The organism is Bradyrhizobium sp. USDA 4452, assembly GCF_054063575.1.
In genome coordinates, this window is record NZ_JBSSGK010000001.1 from 6247384 (window position 1) to 6266427 (window position 19044).

16 protein-coding genes and 4 pseudogenes are annotated in these 19044 nt (G+C 59.2%); 13 read left to right on the forward strand and 7 right to left on the reverse strand.

Translation table 11 applies throughout. The features are described from left to right. The first annotated feature begins 308 nt into the window (after positions 1-308). The 10 genes from ACVISU_RS29450 to ACVISU_RS29495 all read left to right on the forward strand — a co-directional run bounded on the left by ACVISU_RS29450 (position 309) and on the right by ACVISU_RS29495 (position 8482). A complete protein-coding gene (locus ACVISU_RS29450) occupies positions 309-1961 on the forward strand; it encodes a GspE/PulE family protein (RefSeq protein WP_456709247.1) in 1653 nt (550 codons plus the stop codon). Between the two features lie 9 nt (positions 1962-1970). Beyond that, on the forward strand, positions 1971-3182 hold the full coding sequence (locus ACVISU_RS29455) for a type II secretion system F family protein (RefSeq protein WP_456709248.1): 1212 nt from the start codon (positions 1971-1973) through the stop codon (positions 3180-3182). Between the two features lie 20 nt (positions 3183-3202). Continuing rightward, positions 3203-3715: a type II secretion system major pseudopilin GspG gene (gene gspG / locus ACVISU_RS29460; RefSeq protein WP_456709249.1), complete on the forward strand. Its 513-nt coding sequence runs from the start codon at positions 3203-3205 to the stop codon at positions 3713-3715. Then, positions 3708-4169, forward strand: coding sequence for a prepilin-type N-terminal cleavage/methylation domain-containing protein (locus ACVISU_RS29465; RefSeq protein ID WP_456709250.1), 462 nt, complete (start codon positions 3708-3710; stop codon positions 4167-4169). The genes gspG and ACVISU_RS29465 overlap by 8 nt, the downstream gene beginning before the upstream one ends. After that, entirely contained in the window at positions 4141-4551 is a 411-nt protein-coding gene (locus ACVISU_RS29470; RefSeq protein ID WP_456709251.1) for a prepilin-type N-terminal cleavage/methylation domain-containing protein, read from the forward strand. Before ACVISU_RS29465 ends, ACVISU_RS29470 begins: the two co-directional genes overlap by 29 nt. Next, positions 4551-5279 (forward strand): PulJ/GspJ family protein, encoded by a 729-nt coding sequence (locus ACVISU_RS29475; RefSeq protein WP_456709252.1) that lies wholly within the window; start codon positions 4551-4553, stop codon positions 5277-5279. Before ACVISU_RS29470 ends, ACVISU_RS29475 begins: the two co-directional genes overlap by 1 nt. Continuing rightward, a complete protein-coding gene (locus ACVISU_RS29480) occupies positions 5279-6217 on the forward strand; it encodes a general secretion pathway protein GspK (RefSeq protein WP_456709253.1) in 939 nt (312 codons plus the stop codon). The genes ACVISU_RS29475 and ACVISU_RS29480 overlap by 1 nt, the downstream gene beginning before the upstream one ends. A gap of 128 nt (positions 6218-6345) precedes the next feature. Further along, a complete protein-coding gene (locus tag ACVISU_RS29485; protein ID WP_456709254.1) occupies positions 6346-7281 on the forward strand; it encodes a PilN domain-containing protein in 936 nt (311 codons plus the stop codon). Further along, entirely contained in the window at positions 7278-7841 is a 564-nt protein-coding gene (gene gspM, locus ACVISU_RS29490; protein ID WP_456709255.1) for a type II secretion system protein GspM, read from the forward strand. Before ACVISU_RS29485 ends, gspM begins: the two co-directional genes overlap by 4 nt. After that, positions 7838-8482, forward strand: a complete 645-nt coding sequence (locus tag ACVISU_RS29495; RefSeq protein ID WP_456709256.1) for a hypothetical protein — start codon at positions 7838-7840, stop codon at positions 8480-8482. The genes gspM and ACVISU_RS29495 overlap by 4 nt, the downstream gene beginning before the upstream one ends. A 424-nt stretch (positions 8483-8906) precedes the next feature. Here ACVISU_RS29495 and ACVISU_RS29500 read toward each other — a convergent pair whose 3' ends face one another. Continuing rightward, positions 8907-9392, reverse strand: a complete 486-nt coding sequence (locus ACVISU_RS29500; RefSeq protein ID WP_456709257.1) for a prepilin peptidase — start codon at positions 9390-9392, stop codon at positions 8907-8909. Between the two features lie 666 nt (positions 9393-10058). Next, positions 10059-10409 carry a hypothetical protein gene (locus tag ACVISU_RS29505; RefSeq protein WP_456709258.1) on the reverse strand — a complete coding sequence of 117 codons (351 nt, stop codon included), beginning with the start codon at positions 10407-10409 and terminating at the stop codon, positions 10059-10061. A gap of 366 nt (positions 10410-10775) precedes the next feature. On the opposite strand from ACVISU_RS29505, the gene ACVISU_RS29510 reads away from it, so the two are divergent. From ACVISU_RS29510 to ACVISU_RS29520, 3 genes are all read left to right on the forward strand, one after another. Beyond that, positions 10776-12068 (forward strand): M20/M25/M40 family metallo-hydrolase, encoded by a 1293-nt coding sequence (locus tag ACVISU_RS29510; RefSeq protein ID WP_456709259.1) that lies wholly within the window; start codon positions 10776-10778, stop codon positions 12066-12068. A gap of 675 nt (positions 12069-12743) precedes the next feature. After that, a complete protein-coding gene (locus tag ACVISU_RS29515) occupies positions 12744-14399 on the forward strand; it encodes a M4 family metallopeptidase (RefSeq protein WP_456709260.1) in 1656 nt (551 codons plus the stop codon). Positions 14400-14811: 412 nt separating this feature from the next. Further along, positions 14812-15204 carry a transposase gene (locus tag ACVISU_RS29520; RefSeq protein WP_456710931.1) on the forward strand — a complete coding sequence of 131 codons (393 nt, stop codon included), beginning with the start codon at positions 14812-14814 and terminating at the stop codon, positions 15202-15204. On the opposite strand, the pseudogene tnpC reads toward ACVISU_RS29520, so the two are convergent. The 5 genes and pseudogenes from tnpC to ACVISU_RS29545 all read right to left on the reverse strand — a co-directional run. Continuing rightward, positions 15186-16282: pseudogene (tnpC, locus tag ACVISU_RS29525) on the reverse strand (IS66 family transposase); the annotation flags it as partial. The gene ACVISU_RS29520 and the pseudogene tnpC overlap by 19 nt on opposite strands. Positions 16283-16387: 105 nt before the next feature. Next, positions 16388-16705: pseudogene (locus ACVISU_RS29530) on the reverse strand (transposase domain-containing protein); the annotation flags it as partial. A gap of 64 nt (positions 16706-16769) precedes the next feature. Then, positions 16770-17105 (reverse strand): IS66 family insertion sequence element accessory protein TnpB, encoded by a 336-nt coding sequence (gene tnpB / locus ACVISU_RS29535; RefSeq protein WP_456709261.1) that lies wholly within the window; start codon positions 17103-17105, stop codon positions 16770-16772. Further along, positions 17093-17590 (reverse strand): annotated as a pseudogene (locus ACVISU_RS29540) (IS110 family transposase); the annotation flags it as partial. The gene tnpB and the pseudogene ACVISU_RS29540, both read right to left, overlap by 13 nt. 130 nt (positions 17591-17720) lie before the next feature. After that, positions 17721-18659, reverse strand: a pseudogene (locus tag ACVISU_RS29545) (helix-turn-helix domain-containing protein); the annotation flags it as partial. Positions 18660-19044: the final 385 nt, after the last annotated feature.

Sequence of the window (19044 nt, forward strand, 5' to 3'; positions counted from 1 at the left end):
CGCTCAGAGTCTCAGGGCCGATTCAGCTTTAGGAGTTCTGCAAGCACTATACCAATCTGCAGGGCGGCATGGCACTTTTCTGATATGTCGCGTTCGCGACGGAGCTGGCGGATTAAAGACCTTGCTCCCCTTCTTTGTTCGAATCCCACATTCGCGCATTCGAGCCGATGAATAACGCAGCACCCCCTCGGACGATCTGTCTAAACAAACTACGCGCTTTTCTCACAATTTGGCATGTGGCTTGCCAGAGATGTTTGACAAGTCGGCTCGGGTCCGAGTCCGACCCCTGGGCGCGAGCGGATCACGTTATGTGCGGTACATCGTCTGCGCAATTCATCGAGCATCTCCGGCGGGTATGTTCGGCGCACCCGGAGCGTGTCGCTCAAACCGGTGAGCGGCCGACGAGAACTTGGGAGATGTTTGACCTATCGGCAGAGTCATTTGCGGACGAAGCCGCCCGCTTTTCTGGTCTCGAACGTATTGCGCTGCCGGAAATGATGGCCGCCGCTCCTGCAACCGACCAGTTTGCGTCGGCCTTTCTTCGCGAAGCGGCCGCTTTTCCTCACCGCCTTTCGGACGGCACACCCGTCTTTGCCATGGCGGATCCCACCGATCAGCCCTCGCGTAGAGCCGCGGAGCTCGTATTCGGGGTACCGACCTCGTTTAAGGTAGCTTCGATAGAGGACATTGGGATCCTTCTCGATCAGAAGCTCGGGGTTGCGGAAGACGGGGGGCAGTCCGCCGTTCAGCAGCTACGCGAGGACGACATCGAAAGTCTGCGCGACCTGGCGAGCGGCGCGCCAGTCGTGCGCGCGGTCAATGATTTGATCGAAAAAGCCCTCGAAATGCGCGCGAGCGACATTCATATCGAGCCGTTCTCAGCCGGGCTTACGGTTCGGTTACGGATCGATGGGCTGCTTCGTGCCACTCAGCCGCCAGCGGGTGTGCTGCCCCAGGCAGTCATCTCTCGCATCAAGATCATCGCGGGATTGAACATCGCGGAACGTCGTCTGCCGCAAGACGGAGGTGCGCGAATTCGGGTCGGCCGCGAGATCGACGTACGTGTTGCTATCATGCCGACGCAGTATGGCGAGTCTGCGGTTCTGCGCCTTCTGCCGAAGGATCGCTCCCAGCTTGCAGTAGACCGTCTCGGGCTTTCTGAGCGCGATGAGGCTGTTCTGCGCAGGCTGATCACGGCTCCGCACGGAATGATCGTGGTCACAGGACCGACTGGCAGCGGAAAAACAACTACTCTCGCCACCATAATGTCGATGCTCAATGTACCGGAACGGAAAATCCTGACAGTCGAGGACCCCGTAGAGTACGACATTCCCGGGATCAATCAGTCGCAAATCAAGCCTGCCATCGGCCTTACTTTCGCGAGCGCACTCCGCTCCTTTGTTCGCCAGGATCCCGACGTGATCATGGTCGGTGAAATCCGAGATTCGGAGACGGCGAATGTCGCCGTTCATGCCGCGCTCACGGGACATCTTGTGCTCACGACGCTGCACGCCGAAACGGCCGCCGCGGCCGTGCCGCGACTGCTTGATCTTGGTGTGGAAGATTATCTTTTGCGATCCACTTTGCGAGGCGTCATCGCGCAGCGGCTGGTGCGACAACTCTGCGATCATTGCAAGGCGCCGACGCCATTCGGCGAGGATGAACAGTCCCAGGACATCAGAGTGAGCCGCCTCGGACTATCTGTAGGGAAAACGGTGTGGCAGCCGCGGGGCTGCGCACGCTGCGGTCAGAGCGGTTATCGCGGTCGAATCGGAGTATTTGAGGTCCTCGAACTCATCAGCGGTTTGCGTGAGCTGATCGCAGATAATGCCGATGGGCTGGCAATCGAAAAGGCGGCGATCGGTGGGGGGATGACGACGATGCTTGACGATGGGATTGCGAAATGCCGAGCTGCAATCACAGCGCCGGCTGAAATTGTTCGTGTTGTTGCTGCACGCTGAGTCAGGATTATGCCAAGTTTCCGCTATCGAGCCTTAACCCATCTCGGAAAGATCGTTGTCGGCTCGTTGGACGCACCGACGCAAGCAGAGGCCGAGCGCCGGATTTCATATATGCATCTGCTGCCGATTGAAGCGGTGGAGGAGATCGGTTCCGCTTCGGTATTTCGCAGCGGATTTTGGTCTAGCCGCCCTTCATACGCGGAGATCACAAGTTTCACGCGCGATCTTGCGCTGCTTCTAAAGGCTGGGGCACGCCTTGATGACGCTCTTGATCTTTTATCGGGAGATTGCGATGTCGGCCGGCTGCATTCGGTGATTAGACGATTGAGGTTAGCCGTGCTTGGCGGCGAAAGCTTCAGCGATGCAGTTTCAGCGCAACCTGATCTGTTTCCGTCAATATATGGCGCACTCATGAAGGTCGGTGAAGCCTCTGGTACGCTGAGCCAAATTCTTGAGGTTCTGGCCGCGGAACGTGATCGGGCTGAGGCAACTCGGCGGAAGCTCAGCGACGCCATGCGTTATCCGACCTTCGTGTTGCTTGCAGCGGGCTGCGTTATGCTGTTCTTCGTTCTGGCTGTGTTGCCACAATTTTCATCCGTGCTGCGCGATTTTGGCGGCGGGGCCGACCCGGCACTTAGCTTCTTCATGGCAGCCTCTGGTCTGATGCGAGACAATCGCGCTTTGCTGCTGATCTCAAGCGCTTTCCTCTTGGCCGGGGGCTGGTGGCTCACGCGGCAAGCCAAGGTACGAGCGTCGATCGTCGCTGCGCTTTCAGCACTGCCTGGAATTGGCAGAGTCTTTGTTTTCCACCGCACGAGCCTGTTCTGTCGGAACTTGGGACTGTTGTTGGGATGTGGCGTTAGTCTCACCGAAACGCAGCGCATTCTCGTCGACGTGATGTCAGTGACCTCGTCTCCTGCCCCGTGGATCGAAGCGGCTGATCGCGTTCGCTACGGCGGCAAGCTGTCGCAAGCGCTGGCCGCGTCCAACGTCCTCCCGCCTATGACGGTTCGCATGCTACGGCTGGGCGAGGAGACCGGCGAATTGCCGGTGCTCGCCGGCCGAATCGCGGAATTCTATGAAGCGAAACTCCAGCGCAGCCTCGATCGCGTGTTAGGCATGGTCGGGCCAGCCGCAATACTGACGATCAGCATTGTCGTCGGAGGCCTGATCGTTTCGATCATGACGGCGCTGCTTTCCGTCACGCAGCTCGTCGACTGAGGAGGCGCAAGGAGATCAGCATGACAACAGAATGCCAGAGGGTCGTGGAACGTCGTGCATACCGCTCGAGACTTATATGTCGTATTCCGGCGGAGGCCTTCGACGGCGAGCGAGGATTTACATTGACTGAGATGCTGGTAGTGATCACCATCATAGGCCTGATCATGGGGCTGATCGGGCCAAGAGTCCTCAACTATCTCGGTGAGTCCAAGGTCAAGGCAGCCAAGATCCAGTTGCAGAGCTTCGCAAGCGCGCTGGACCTCTTTTATCTGGACGCCGGTCGTTATCCCTCGACATCAGAAGGGTTGCGAGCCTTGGCGAACCGGCCCGCCGGCATTACGGCCTGGAATGGCCCGTACCTGAGAGGTGGCGCGATCCCCGCCGATCCTTGGAATACGCCTTATGTTTATCGCTCCCCCGGCGAGCGTGGCCCATACGAGATTAAATCCTACGGCGCCGACGCTCACGAGGGAGGCAGCGGTACGGCTGCCGACATTACGCTCGGTGCGCAGATGAGTGCACGCAATGAGTGATGGTCAACGCGGTTTCACATTGCTGGAGGTGGTTTGCATGCTCGCGATCACCGGAATGATCGTGGCCGTGCTATTGCCGTCCGTGCCGCGGCAGACCTCCAAGGCAAGGCTGCAGGCCTATGCTCTTGCGGCTGCCTCAATTCTAAAAGGCGACCGCGCGATGTCGGTCGCCGGTGGCGTCAGGGTGGATACTCTGGTTGATCTGCCAGGCCGGGCGATTCGTTCGGTCGCCAGTTCCGCCGTCTTCCAAGTACCGGACGACATCAAATTCGAGGCGATATTGCCACGCAGCTGCAACCAACGTCCGGTCTTATCGACGATCAGTTTCTTTCCGGACGGCATGTCCTGCGGTGGTGCGATTGCGCTCTGGCGGGCTGACCTGCGTCTCGAGATCAGGATCGACTGGCTGACTGGGAGGATTGAGGTTGCTTCTCGTTCCCTCGTCAATCGCTGAAAAGGGTGACGCTGGCTTCACCCTGATAGAGGTGGTGGTCGCTCTCTCGGTGCTCAGCCTGTCGCTTGGGTCGATTGGCACTGTCGTATCAGCCAATATACGCGCCATTCGTAAGCTCGAGGAGAGGGTCTCAATCATCCAGGAGACGAGCGCAGCTTTCGTCACCGCGGTTCCCGACCGTAATCGGCTGCTACCGGGTACATTGCGCGGTGCGTCCGACTCCGGCGAGTGGACTGTTCTGATTGCGCCGATCGGGCCGGGTTGGGACGTCGCCGCCGGTCAGGCGGGCTGGATTCCTCGCATGGTAGAGCTGCGTCTCCGTTCGGCATCGGGCGCCGTCGTCGATGTGCGCACAGTGCGACTGGCGCGGACTGCAGGCTGATGTGTGCGGCATCAGAATATCGTGACGATCGAGCGGGATTCACCCTGCTTGAGGCGCTGGCTGCGCTTGTTGTCGCGGGGCTCGTGATGTCGGTGCTCGCGACGATGGCCTCGCAATGGTTTCCAGCGTGGAATCGCGGCGTCAATCGTGTTCAACGTGCGGAGATGCTCGGTTTGGCACTGCGCCGAATAGCTAACGATCTTTCTGCGGCGGAGTTTGTCCCGTCCAATCGCGAGCGGACGCAGCCGCTGTTTGAAGGGGGCGAGCTAGGGGTGACGTTTGTCCGCAAGGCGATTGGACCGAATGTCGGACCCGGTCTTGACATCGTCCAGATCGGCGAAACCGCTAACCGGCCAGATGTTGCGCTCGTGCGCTCGCGAACCCCCTTCACTCCTTTGCCCATCGGCGTTTCACTTTCCGAGACTCTGCATTTCTCCGATCGAGTGGTGCTGCTTACTTCTCCCTTCCGACTGTCCTTTGCCTATGCGGATTCGAGCCTTGCCTGGTGGCCGGATTGGCATGAGGCGGGCCGGCTTCCCACCGCGGTTCGCCTGACTATTCACGATCGTAGTCGGGGCGGAGTCGTCATAATGTCGAGAGTGGTGCGCATTCATGTCGATGCTCCGGCCGCGGGATGTATTGAAAATGAGAGGGACTGCGTTAGCTCGAGGCCGGACGAGCCGCAGCCGACCTTCAAGGCCGATTTCGGTGGCGCGCGGAGCGATTGATGTTGCAGTCGAAAGGGCAATTATCGCGCAAGCGTGGCCCTCGGGATGGCTTTATTCTGGTGGCGGCGCTATGGTTTCTAGCAGGCTTGGCAGCGCTCGTCGTGATATTCTCACAGTACCTTTCGAGCTCGGCGCGACTCTTGCGGATTGATGATGACGCCTTGCAAGCAGAAGCGTTGGTCGCCGCCGGGGTTGAGCTAGCGGCTTATCAATTGCTCATGGCGAAAAGTGACGAGCGGCCAAGGCGCGGTGGATTCAGCATCCGGATCGGTGGCGACATTGTGGCGGTCTCGTTCCTAACCGAGGCCGCCCGAGTCGATCTCAATGCCGCGCCGAAGGAGATGATTGCCAATCTCTTCAATATCCTTGGAGCAGACGCCGAAGCGGCGCAGGATTATGCTGATAGGGTGCTGTCCTGGCGTACCAATCCGGTGGATAAGGCGGCTGCGCAATCGGAAGAGGCGCTCTATGCAGCGGCGGGACGTAAATATGGACCGAGGCTGGCGCCCTTCGTCCATGTCGACGAGCTACTCCTGGTGCTAGGGCCACCGTCCTGGCTGTTTGACCGAGTGATGCCGTTTGTCACGGTCTTCAGCCGCTCGCCTGGGATAGACATCTTGGCCGCCCCGGCGGAGGTGGTCGCTTCAGTTCCGGGAATGACGCCGCTGATCCTGAAGGATTTCCTCGCGTCCCGAGAAACGTTATCGGCCGATCCGGCTGCTGTTGCGCAGGCGCTGGTGCCCTCAAGTGCCAGGGTCATCGCGGGCAAGAGCAAGGCGTGGAGGTTGCGTGTGTCATTAGAGGCAGCCGATGGTCGGCGACGATCGTCGGTGGTCGTAATTGAATTGGGCGAAGGGAAATCGCCTTATCGAGTTCTGTCGCACGAGGATGAGGGCGCGCAAATACGGGACGCGCGCGGCGTGCGCCGTCGGGCATGAAGATGGCAAGTAAGATCGAAGCGGTGCTTACAGCGTGGTGTGCGGCGGTGGCTAGCGCTCTTGAGGCGATCGCGAACCGTGTCCACCGGCGCCGGCGGGTAAGCGCTTGCCACGACGGAGCGGACGGGTTGACGCTACAGCTGCTGCAATACTCTGCACGCAAGCTGCAGCCAGAGAATGCCCAAGTTCGGATGGCCAGCGAACATGCCCTGCCCAGCAACTGGATTGGGGTACTGCGCGGGTGCGTAATGGACATTTACCTCGCGCCGAACCAAGTTCTGGTTCGGCAGCTCGACTTTCCAAAGCAGGCAGAACCATTTCTAAACGGAATGATCCGTTCACGGATCGATCGACTGACGCCCTGGAGTGCCGAACAGGCGCTCTTTGGCTTTAGTGAGCCTCAGTCGGTACCCAATGAGCGCATCAGCCTCATTTTAGCGGCGGTGTCGCGTGCCACGGTAGAGCCGCTAATCCAGTTCGCGGATCATGTCGGAGCTGCCACAGTCGCGATCCGTACACATCGCGAGCTGTCGCCGCATCCGATTACGCTTTTCAGCGCAGGCCTTCGTTCGGCAATCTGCGGTCGCCGAGACCTCGCGAAGCTCCTGAAGTGTTTTCTGCTCGGCGCTGGGATTGCGACTGCATTGGTACTGATAATAACCATGGTGCTCGGCACCAAAGCAGACGGAGCATTGCAAGAACTGCGCAGCACGATCGCGCGTCAGCCGGCAGCAGTGAAGGGCGATCCGAGCGATGTTGCATCAACCGCCGAGACGCTGCTCGCTCGGCGTAAGCAGGCTACGCCAGCGACGGTGTTGGTTCTGGATCATCTATCGAGCATTCTGCCCGATGGTACCTACGTCACCAAACTGCGTGTCGAGGGAGAACGGCTGCAACTGATTGGTCTTACTCAGGACGCCCCGACGCTGATCCAGCTGATCGAGCAGTCACCGCAGTTCAGCCGAGCCGCATTTTTCGCACCGACCACCAGATCATCGAACGAGCCCGGCGAGCGGTTTCACATCGAGGTTCGTGTGAATGCCTATTTCAAGGGAAGCACATGAGGGGATCCGCTCTCTTTCGCGTGGCATTTCGGTCATCACCCGCCGCAGCCGCGTCAGGCTATGCTATCGTAGTTCTCGCTCTTCTCTGGGTAATCGCAAGCGCCATCACCGATCTACTTGCCCGATACGACCAGCTCCGCGACGCTGGAGAGCTATTGGCTCAGTTCGAGGGACGAGCGGTTCGGCCTGATCGCCGCGAGGAGCCTAATCTGACCGCGCCTGGAGGCTCCCCTTTTGTCGAAGGAAAGACTGTGACCGTTGCAGGCGCTGCGCTCGTGCAAAGGGTGGTGGGCGCCGTCACAAGAGCTGGGGGCCACGTTCTGTCGACTGAGGTCGAACTGCAGGGCGACGATTCGAAAGCAGGGTTCATTAGTGTAGCGACGAGTTGCGAGATCGAACAACCAGCCCTACAGCAACTGCTCTATGATCTGGAAGCCGGTCTTCCATTCCTCTTTGTGAAGCAGCTCTTGGTCGAGACGTTCTTGACTGTCACGACCACCCCGCCAGGAAAGCTGCGCGTTTCGCTCACATTGTCGGGGCAGTGGCGGGGAGGCGAATGATGCGCCCTCTCGCAATGATCCGTTGGGCCGCCATCATAGCGGGCACGACAAACCTGTCGGTCTGCACGGCCGTGGCGGCTCTGAAAAGCGAGGAAGTGACGGACACGGGGCCGATAGTGCAGCGGGAGGGTGGGGCAGAAGCCGACAAGCCTGAGCCCCCCTCATTGAACGTCAACTCGGTGTCGGCGCCGAAAGAGCCTGCACCCAGTGCCAATCCCTTGTGGAGCATTCCATTGACCTCGCTGTCCCCCACCCGAGATCGTCCCATCTTCTCGCCCTCACGACGGGCGCTGGTTCCCCCATCGACGTCCGTTGCCGCTGTGCCCGTGCCTCCGTTGTCCTCCAAGAGACCAGAGAAGCCGGCGCTCTCGTTGGTTGGAACCGTTGTGGGAGGTTTCGAGCGCTTCGGGATATTCGTCGACCAATCCAGCAAGCTGCCGCTTCGGATGAGGGTCGGCGAACAGCACGATGGCTGGTTGCTACGCGAGGTGCAAGCCCGGGAGGTGATGTTGGAAAAGGCTCTCAACAAGGCGATCATGTCTATGCCCCAGCCTGGAAAAGGAAGTGAGGGAGATATCCAGTTATTGCCTTTGAAGTCGACGCCCGCCGAACAGGAGCTGGGACGTCGCCAGCTGCAGTAGTGGTCCGATGCAACATCCGGTCCTCCAACAGCGCCTGTGTTCTCTCTTACTGCAATCCGCGAAGTCGCGGAACGAATGAGTGTCGTCTTTGCGCTTTTCCGCTGCGCGGCTTCAATGTCCGAGGGCATTCGGCGGCTTCGGCTCGCCAGTCCTTGACGACGTTCTCGGTCGGATCTCCGGTAAGTGCGCTAATTCGTCAATATCCAGGAGCTACTCGCGAGCATGTTGTTGCTCGGGATCCGTGAAGCACCTTCATATTCCAATGAATGCCACAACCGCCGTTGACATCAATTTTCGTGATTGCGTGACCTCTCTTGCGACAGAGCGTTCGCCTAGGCGAGGCAGCACGGCTGCTGAAGCAATCGTTGTGCGCTGTGAATGTGCGACAAGCTATTTGCCTCGCGGGAATAAACGGTCAGTAAATCTAGAAAAGGATACTTGCAACACTCCCCTGCACAATAAGCACGACGAATAGGCCAACGACCAGAAATGGTCCGAACGGGATCGACGTTCGAGCGGTGACGCCTTGCCCGACAACATGGAGACAGAGGACAGCGGCCAGCGCCGTGACGCTTGCGGCAAGCAACAGAAGTGGGAAGTCGAATAGTCCAGTCCAAAGCGTAGCGGCGCCCAGAAACTTGACGTCACCAAGGCCGAGCCCTTGTATGCTACGCCAACGGAAGTAGAGTCCTCTCAGCAGCAGGAGCAGGGCAGCTATTATCAAGCCCTGGCTGCCCGCGATCAGTGGAGCAAGAGCCCCCTCCATCGCAAACGTCCTCGCAAGTCCCAGCGCCGCGATCAAGCCGTTGATCCAATCAGGGATGATGCCATGGCGGAGATCCGTCCAGATCAGCCAGCCACACGCAAATAGCAGCAGCGTGTTGCAAATCGTGTTGGTCAAATTTGTCATGAAGGGTGCGGCATGACGACGACACGGAGCGCCGTCTCACAATCTGGGCGAGGGGTGGCAAGCGGCCGCCCAACTTCCCAGCGCCGGGGACCGCGCGCGTTGCCATGGGAAATCGGTTCGGACGAACTTAGAGTGCCAGGCGTGTATAATTGGGATGCACATGGGCAGGCTAAGAGCTTAGCCGGGCCGTAACGGGCATGCAATCAATTTGAGGCGCGACACTGCTTGCACTGTCGGCAAGGGGCAAAGGCTGGGTGACGGTACCCCGCGCGCAGCGGCGGCGAGGGAATGCGTAACGCCGTTGCGAGCAGCAACCCGAGCAAAGGCATTATCAGGCGTTCATCTCCGCTCATCGCCTGTTTCGGCTCCTTTGCGTTGGAGGCGGCCGGCGGTTTCGCCACATACAAGCAAGCTAACTGCGGGTCCGGCTGCCTGGTTTGACCGAACACGGGGCAGTCCGGACGAGGATTTCGACATCAGCGACACATTCACTCGATCGCTCTGCAGGCCATGGGCCGCGAACGGCGATCCAGGAGCTCGGAGTGCCGCATTGCAATTTTTATCCTCCTCCCCCGCAAGCGGCGCGTCTGGAGAATGTAGCGCTGGCAGGGCGATCTGCGGGGATCATCTATTGAACGCACGCGCATTTACAACGAGGTCCTGGCGTTAGCAGAATATGCCGCAGTGAAAATATGATCCGCGTCGCTCCGGCAACGCCGGCAGCTGTCCGAGTTCGAGTAGTTTTTTAATCGGGCTGCTCTCATGCGAACGGTGCTGTTGAACCAGCAGCAATCCGATGCGGCTGAGCGGGACAAAGCTGACCGCAGCCCGCCCGGCCATTACAAAGCGCCCGCTGGCGTTCGATTGCTGCAGCGCTGGTCGCAACCCACCGTGAGCGCCGGCCTGTTCCGAACGATCCAACTCGAGCACAAAACTAGCTATTTGCGTGAGTTTAACATGGCGCCAGGACTGATGCGGTTCTCCATTGAGACAGACCCAATGGCGCCGGATCCCCACGGTCGGCTCCCGGTCCTGCAATTCGGTGCGCTCAGCGGCTGCGGTGCATAGTATCGGAATAGTCGTGATTTTGTCGCTGACTCTGCAACAAATTGCCGGTCACTAACCGTGCTGATTGTCAGGATTAGGCCAATATCGAGCTGCGACACCACCCAGATGCTACGAAGCACCAGTAATGTTGGAATTTCGATTTGGCACGCCGCTTGCTCTGTTCGTGCGACCACAACAATTCTCGCAGAGAACATCATCTTCAAGCGAACGCGCCGCGAGTCATCGCCGAACGACTGGTTGTCCGGCGGCTACTGTGACGATGCGTAGCGCGGTTGCGTCATCAAGATGCTCATGCGTTGGCTAAAGGAACTGGACATGAAAAGAATGAGCCGCTCAAAGACGATCCTAACTGCTTTAGCCATGTTGCTGGTGGGCGGTCCCTGTACTTATGCACAATCCTCAAGGCTTTGGGTTGTCGCTGGCGACAATGTGGCAGCTGCCGCGCAGCGGTCTCTTGTGGGTCGGCAATCAGATGCGGACGATCTTGTTGTTCCCACCTTTCAAGTGGTCAACGGCATGTCGGTTGCTGACATCGCTGAAACAGATCTAGACAGGTTTTCTAATTGGCTGCACAGCGCATGCCCGCGCTGCGGCGGCTTCACTGTCCACACCTCGCGTGAGGCAGCCCTCAAGGAGGTGGACAACCCAGCTTATAAGCCCGGATTTCGCTACTTAGCTCCCCTTCCGGAGGCGCTTGATCAGCAGAGTACCGTTGGCCGCGCTCTTGACCGGGTTAAGGGCGACAAGATCGTCAGCACGATCACAATGCTTCAAGGTTTCGGGACGCGACACTACCAAACGTTTAAAGGGCAAGAAGCGGCTGAGTTTGTTCGTAGAGAATGGCAGAGCCTGGGACAGGAGCGTCCAGACTTCACCGTCGCGTTATTTTCGCACGACTGGGTTCAGAACTCGGTTATCGGAACAATCCGGGGCGCGTCCCGCCCGGATGAAGTGGTGGTGATTGGCGCGCATATCGACTCTATTAATTGGAAGAATAAAGAGAACCCCAAAGAGAGCGCACCTGGTGCTGACGACGACGCATCCGGAGTCGCGGTCGTCACAGAGGCGCTTCGTGTGCTGATGGAAACGGGGTTCAAACCGCAGCGGACTATTAAGTTTATGGCCTACTCGGCAGAAGAGGTAGGGCTTCGAGGTTCCGCAGAAATCGCGGGCAGATACGCGGCCGAAAGCAAAAGCAAAGACGGGCAAAAGATAATTGCGGCCTTGCAGTTTGACATGACCGGCTTCAATCCAGGCAAGGACACCCGGGACATTTACCTGGTAAACGATCAAGCCAGCGCCGAACTAAATGGTTTTCTCACTAAGCTCCTAAAGGAATACAACCATTCTGGTGCTCATGCGATTACTCACGCTGAAACTGAGGGCTGCTACGCATGCTCTGATCATGTCTCGTGGACGAGTAATGGCATCCGCGCAGCCTGGCCGTTCGAGTCTCCGCTCGAGCGGAGCAATCCATACATTCACACGTCGGATGACTTGGTCTCCAAGTTGGATCCGGCGAAAGCCGTCCGCTTCGCAAAGCTCGCAGTTGAATTTCTGATCGAAACAGCAAAAGGCGTCGATGGTCGCGAAAGCTATAGCAACTGATGATGGGAGAGATGACATTGGATATGCAGGTTAAGAATGTCATTGAAAGCCGCGAAAGCGTCGTGCCATCGCGGTGGATCAGCATCGAACCGTCGTTGGTGTGCTCGTATCAATCTCAACCCAGCCACATGAACAGGAGAAGCGCAGTGTCACCGCGGTGCTGGTTGATGGTTGCGCGGCGACAGCGAAACGCCTTAGCACCTCGGCTGCAAAGTGCGGGTTCTGAGACGCGGGGGCGTTGTCACAGTCTGACAATCAAACCCGTCTGGCGTCTCGGAGCTGGCAGCAATGTCTCTCACCGTGGAGCGCGCATCAGACGACGTCTGCAACGGCTAGAACTCGTTCAGCGTAGAGAGATGAGGTCGTGAAGCTCTAAGCCAAGATCGGGCAATTGACGTTCGAGCGAGAGTTCATAAGCGACGGCCGAAAGATGGGCGCGCGCCGGGTAGACGAGGATTGAGTCTGTGCGCCATGAGAGTCTGTCCATCCGCCGGCAATGCCAACTGCAACGCGCGCGGTTGCAAAGGACCTGCAAAGCCACATCTTTGATGTGGCGCGTCCGTTGTTTTTTCGTGCTCCCACATCGGATCAGTTGGGTGGATCAGGTGGCGGCAATTACGTCCGCTGCTGTCAATGCAGCGAAGCGATTAATCAATCGAGCTTGAGGACAGTGTCATGCGTCACAACCGTGCCCAAGGACTGGCGTGCCTTTTATTGAGTGCCTCGTTAGGGTCAGCTACCGCCGCAGAGATTCGAGAGGTGAACAAGGTTGTACCTCAAAACACTCCCGTAAGTGTAACGCCTCAGGGAATACCGCTCGAGGCCTCTGTTGCCGGATTACTTGAGCTCGATACGTCTTCCTCGCTTAAGCCATTGGCTAACCGTTCCGGCGCCACTCTCCGCCTTGAACAGCATCACAACAGAATTCCCGTGTGGGGCCAGCAGATCGTTCTCGAAAGATCCGCTGATGGCACGAGAATTGTTGCCGTAAGCGGAACTGCGGCCTACAATCTAGGTCCGGCCCTCACCGCGAAGATCACCAAACAGCAGGCGCTTCAAAAAGCTAAGGAAATTGTGCTCTCCTCTGCTCCTACGCTTCGCGCGAGCAGTTACGAGAATGAAGAGGCCCAGCTCGTGTATCTCGTTCAAAAGAGCGGCGAGGTCCGGCTTGTGTACCGCACCTCGTTCTATACAACTGTTCAGAACGGTACCGCCGGGCCACGCCAGACACGTCCTGTGTTCTTTATCGACGCTGTCACAGGCGAAACGGTGAGTTCGTATGAGAATATACAACACGCACAAAAAGGAACAGGGCCTGGCGGAAATGCTAAGACTGGCCAGTACACTTATGGAAGTGAAATGGTTCCGCCCTTCGAAGTTAGCGAGCAGGGCACCACCTGCCAAATGGATAGCCCAGACGTTTTCACCGAGCACATGCACAACTCTGGAGAAAAAGAAGCTACGAACAAGCCCTTTGAGTTTAGGTGTTACAACAACGCTGGGGATGGTACCAATGGCGCGTTCTCGCCGCTCAATGATGCCCAATTTTTCGGGAAGGTCGTTGTGGACATGTATAAGGACTGGTACGGCGTCAGTCCTTTGAAGCAGAAACTGCATTTGCGCGTACACTATCTTAGGAACTTCGAGAACGCATCGTGGAATGGCAGCTCTGTGACGTTTGGCGACGGGGAAAGGTATTTCTACCCTCTCGTCGGATTGGATGTTGTTGCCCATGAAGTGTCGCATGGTTTCACAGAGCAGAATTCGAACCTCGAATATCAGTACCAGTCAGGTGGAATGAACGAATCGTTTTCCGACATGGCAGGAGAAGCTGCTGAGTACTATTTCTTCCAGAAGTATGGCAATGCATTCGGAAGATCGGGGTCTGACTGGAGGGTGGCGGCGGATGTTGCGAAAAAAGCTGGCACGGCCCTCCGAGATATGTGCGACCCGCCACAGGATGGCGTCTCTATAGACCACGTCTCCAAATACAATGATAGATTGGACGTACACCATTCCAGTGGAATTTATAACAAGGTGTTTTGTATCTTATCCAAGCGCTCTGGTTGGGATATCAGGAAGGCATTCCACGCGTTTGCTGTCGCAAATCAAGACTACTGGACGATTAACGCCACGTTTCAAACTGGTGCCGAAGGAGTGCTCCGTGCAGCGCATAAACTGAAGTATCAAACCAAAGATGTCGTCTTTGCATTTGATCACGTAGGGATCTGTTGCACGATGGCTGCAGCTCAGGGCGCCGGGAAGGTGCTTGAAGACATAACGCTTTGGGACTGTGTCTCTGGGCAGGCCGCTGCCGGCTCAGTCAACTAGTCAACTGGCGGCGTTTGGCTTCCTAGCGCGTGATTGTCTGGGGCTGAATCGATTGGGATTTCCCGAATCAGGCGGGTTCTGATTGAAGATCCAGGCTGGGCTGGAGGCCAGCATCCCATGGGACGCGCCTCTTCGCTTGATTTGCGCGGGGGGGGCTGCGGTGGCGGCGGGGGAGAGCTGCCGGACAGTGGCTGCGACCTTTAAGATCGGCGTTGCCAGCGTAGTGAAATGGTCGCACGGTTTCCTGCGACTGGAAGCGCCGCGGCCCAGCCGATGGGCGGTAATCGTTCATGCAGTCAAGGCCATGTGCGAGGGCTTCGTTGATTGGTTTGACGAACACGGAAATAGAGCGTAAGCGGTTATTTTCTCCCACCTTGGCGTATGCGGGCTGACTTGCAATATGCGTTCCGTCATGAAGAGAGCGGATCGCAACACAATTTCGAATGTTGTTGACGCGTCACAGCCTCGGTGCCTGCGCCGTCGTTGGAGCGACGATGTTAAGGCGCAGGTAGTAGCGGCGTCCTACGCGCCGGGCGCCGTGGTCTCGGAGGTCGCGCGTCGGCACGAGATCTTGCCGCAGCAGCTTTCTGCCTGGCGCAGCGCGGCCCGCGACGGCGTGTTGAAGCTGCCGGATGGGAGCGAGCTGGTGGCAACCAGGCCCTCAGGTTCGAGCGCGATCCAGGATCGCAGTTCGTCAAGCGGCGAGGCTTCTTCCGTGCTCGGCGGCCCGGCCCAAGGCATCAGGTCGTCCAGACGGGAGGCCGGCCAGAGATTGACCAGCTTGGTGAGGACGTCGGTCAGATAGGCCTGCGGCTCGACGCCACAGAGCTTGCAGGTCTCGATCAGCGAAGCGATGCAGGCCCAGTTCTCCGCGCCCTGATCATGCCCCGCAAACAATGCGTTTTTGCGATTGAGGACAAGCGGGCGGATGCTTCGCTCGACGATGTCCGAGTCGAGTTCGATGCGGCCATCGTCGAGGAGCCGCGTGAGCCCGTCCCAGTGGTTCAAGGCGTAGCGAATGTGCTCGGCGATCGTTGCCTTGCCCGAGACGCGGGTGAGTTGCTGCTCGAACCAGGCCTTGAGCGCCAGCATGAGGGGCTTGCTGCGTTCCTGGCGGACGGCACGGCGCTCATCGGCGCTGCGGCCCCTGATCGTCTTCTCGATGGCATAGAGAGCGGCGATACGCTCGAGCGCCTCGCTGGCGATCGGGGCAGGACCGGCCTGGGCAACGTCAAAGAAGCGCCGGCGCAGGTGAGCCCAGCAGAACGCCAGCGCGATTGCCGCGTCAGGCGCGGTTTCGGCAATGGTCTTGTAGACGCGATAGCCGTCGCATTGCACGATGCCGCGATAGCCGTCGAGCAGCTTGAGCGCGTGGACGGCGCCACGACCGGGGGCATAAGTGTAGGCCACGGCCGGCGGGTCGGCCCCGCCCCACGGCCGATCGTCGCGCGCGATCGCCCAGAAGAAGCCCTTCTTGGTGCGGCCACGGCCGGGATCCAGCACCGGTGCCGTGGTCTCGTCGACCGCGATCTTGCCCGCGGTCAGAATGATCTCGCGCAGCCGCAGCCAGAGCGGATGAAGCTCCGCGGCCGCATAGCCCACCCAGAACGCAAGCACCGCGCGCTTGATATCGATGCCCTGCGCCAGCAGCATCTGGCCTGCCGATAGAGCGGCAGATGCCAGGCATATTGGGCGACCAGCACATGGGCGACCATCGCCTCGGTCGGCAGTCCACCCTTGATCAGCCGCTCTGGCGCCGGTGCTTGAACCACGCCATCCGTGCAGGCCCGGCAGGCATATTTGGGACGATGCGTGACGATCACGCGGAACTGCGCCGGAACGACGTCGAGCCGCTTCGACGTCTCCTCGCCGATCACATGCATTGGCGCGCGGCAGCACGGGCAGTTGATATCTTCCGGGGCAACCGTCACATCGATGTGCGGCAGATGGGCCGGAAGCGCACCACGATCGGCGCGTCGCTTATCAGCGCGCTTGCGTGCGCCCGCAGGGTCCTTCTTATCCTCAGCCGACTCGTTGGCGGCAACGGCCTGCTCGATGTCCTCGATCGCCAGCAGCAGTTGTTCCGGATCAAGCTTCTCCGAGCGGCGGCCGAACTGCGCACGTTGCAGCTGCCGCAAGAGGTGGCGCAGCCGATCCATCTGCGACAGCGCGTGGTCTCGCTCGGCGATCGCAGCGTCGCACTTTGCGATCGCAGCATCGCGCTCCGCGCGCGCTGCCGCGATCAGCGCCTGCAGCGCGTCGATGTCGGTCGGAAGCTGATCCGTGATGTCGTCCACATCAACCATTCAATCTGATTCGCGGCACGTTGTAGCATGCGAAGAGTGGCCGGATTCAAGTGGTCGCAACGGCTCACGATGTCACTGTTGGCTGCGCAACGTCGTGGACATGCAGACGTGACCAGTCCAATCCGTCCATCAGCGCGGCGAGCTGCGAGGCGGAGAGCCGCATCACACCATCGCTGATCGGCGGCCAGCGGAACGCGCTATGTTCCAGACGTTTCCACAGCAGCACCAGTCCGGACCCGTCCCACGCCAAAATCTTCAAGCGGTCCGCTCGCTTCGAGCGAAAGACAAAAATCGTTCCCGAGAACGGATCATGGCGGAGCTGCTCGCGGACCAGCGCGGCGAGCCCGTCGGCACCCCTGCGGAAGTCGACCGGTCTCGTCGCGACTAGCGCATCGTCCACCCCTTCTTGCGGGGATAGGTGCGACCGTGCTTGACCTGCTGGCGGTGGACCCGCAGCGCCTCAACCGCCGCCGCCCGGGCGCGGACGAGATCGCGCATCGCTTCGTGGCCTTCATCGGGAACCCACACCGCCGTTAACTCGCCGGCGCGCAGCAGCCGGGCGAGAGAAACAGCGTCCCGGCGGTTTGTCTTCACGCGATCGCCTGGCTACCTCGGGATCAGGGACGGCGCAACCACGGTGCATTCATGGCCGAGCGACCGGATCGAGCGATAAAGGCCATAGCCAGTCGGACCGGCCTCGCAACAGAAATGCACATCACCAAACCTGCTGGCGATCCGTTCAAGGACCCGGCGCATGCTGGTCGCCGACGCGTCGACCTCACCGAAGAAACGAACCTCTCCTTCCCGGCCTGCTTCCGCGATCGCGATGGCGTTTTTCAGCTTCGCGACATCGATTCCGACAAATGCTTCCCCATAATCTGCCACGGCTCGTCCTCCTGTGATGAGGATCGGCTCGGTACGCCCGAGTAACCCTCGGACGCGCAGTGTAGGGCGAGCCACCTCACTGGAAGAGGCGGACATACGGCCTTACCCAGTAGACTTCGGGTCAGTCGGATCAGCGGCAGCCGCTTTTCAGCACCGGGTATAATGCCAGCGCACAAAGCGATTGTAGATCTAAAATCTGGTCGGCGGACTTGGTCCATTTGAATGGCTTCGGTTTTTGTTGTGGAGTTCGATGAAGGTGCGGATGTCGGCCTCGAGCTGCCTGGCGGAGGTATGAACGCCTCGCTGGATCTGCTTCCCGGTGAGTTCGGCAAACCAGCGCTCAACCTGGTTGATCCAGGACGCGGAAGTCGGCGTGAAGTGGACACGGTAGTGCGGCCGGCGAGCGAGCCACGCATTGATCTTGGGTATCTTGTGGGTGGCGTAGTTGTCCATGACGATTTGGACATCGAGCCCTTCAGGGATTTGAACATCGATCTCTTTGAGAAACTTCCAGAGCTCGACCGCTCGGTGGCAAGCAGACCCGTCACAACCATCCGTCAAGAATCGGCGGGCCACTTGCCAACGGTGTGTTCATGGATGCCGAGTTCGGCAGCCACAGACTTGCTTGGCAAGCCATCTGCACACCGTAGGATCGCACGGCAGCGTTCAGATAGCGACCGGGCCACAGGATGACTACGTGGTCGTACCATGCCGCACGTAGCTGTGCGTGCGACGTTCCGGTACACCGGGCATCATTGGCAAGACCGGTTGCTCTCGATCGAGAGCCTGAATCTGGCTTTTCTCATCGATGCTGAGCTGAGGACAAGCGCCCGGGTTCGGTGGGGATAGGTAAAGGCCTACGATATCGCGCACCCTATCGACGAACAGCGGATCGCTCGACAGCTTGAAGCTCTCGCTACGGTACGGCTGCAAGCCGAACGCCGTCCACATCCGGCGGATCGTAGTGTGAGAAAAGCCAGTTTCCGCAGCCATCGAGCGGATCGACCAGTGCGTCGCGTCGGGGTGGCGTCGTACGCAATGTCCGCTCGATTACCTCAGCAACCTGATCTACTCAGCATCAACGGCTCGATCGGCCCGCCTCTACCACCTGCATTCGCCACAAACGCTCTCTTCTACAGAGATTCGAGCCTGTCAACTAATGTGACGAACTTACGTTCCAGATGACTAGTTACCCCGCATATCGCGCTCGGCATCCGCGTCGCCCAGCAGACCATGCTCGATGCGGGTTCTTGCATTTGTTGCCCAAGCCAGGCCGCCGTGCGCCCCATCGTCCAGCCACCCGCGGACAAAGCCGCGCAACTGGCCAAGGTTGCGCAGGATCAGGTGTCGGATCGCCGTTTCGCCCGGCGAAGCATTGAGGTCTTCCGCCGTTTCGTTGAAGGGCGATAGGCAACGGCCGAGAAGCCGGCCAGGTGATAGGCCGCAGCGGCGAT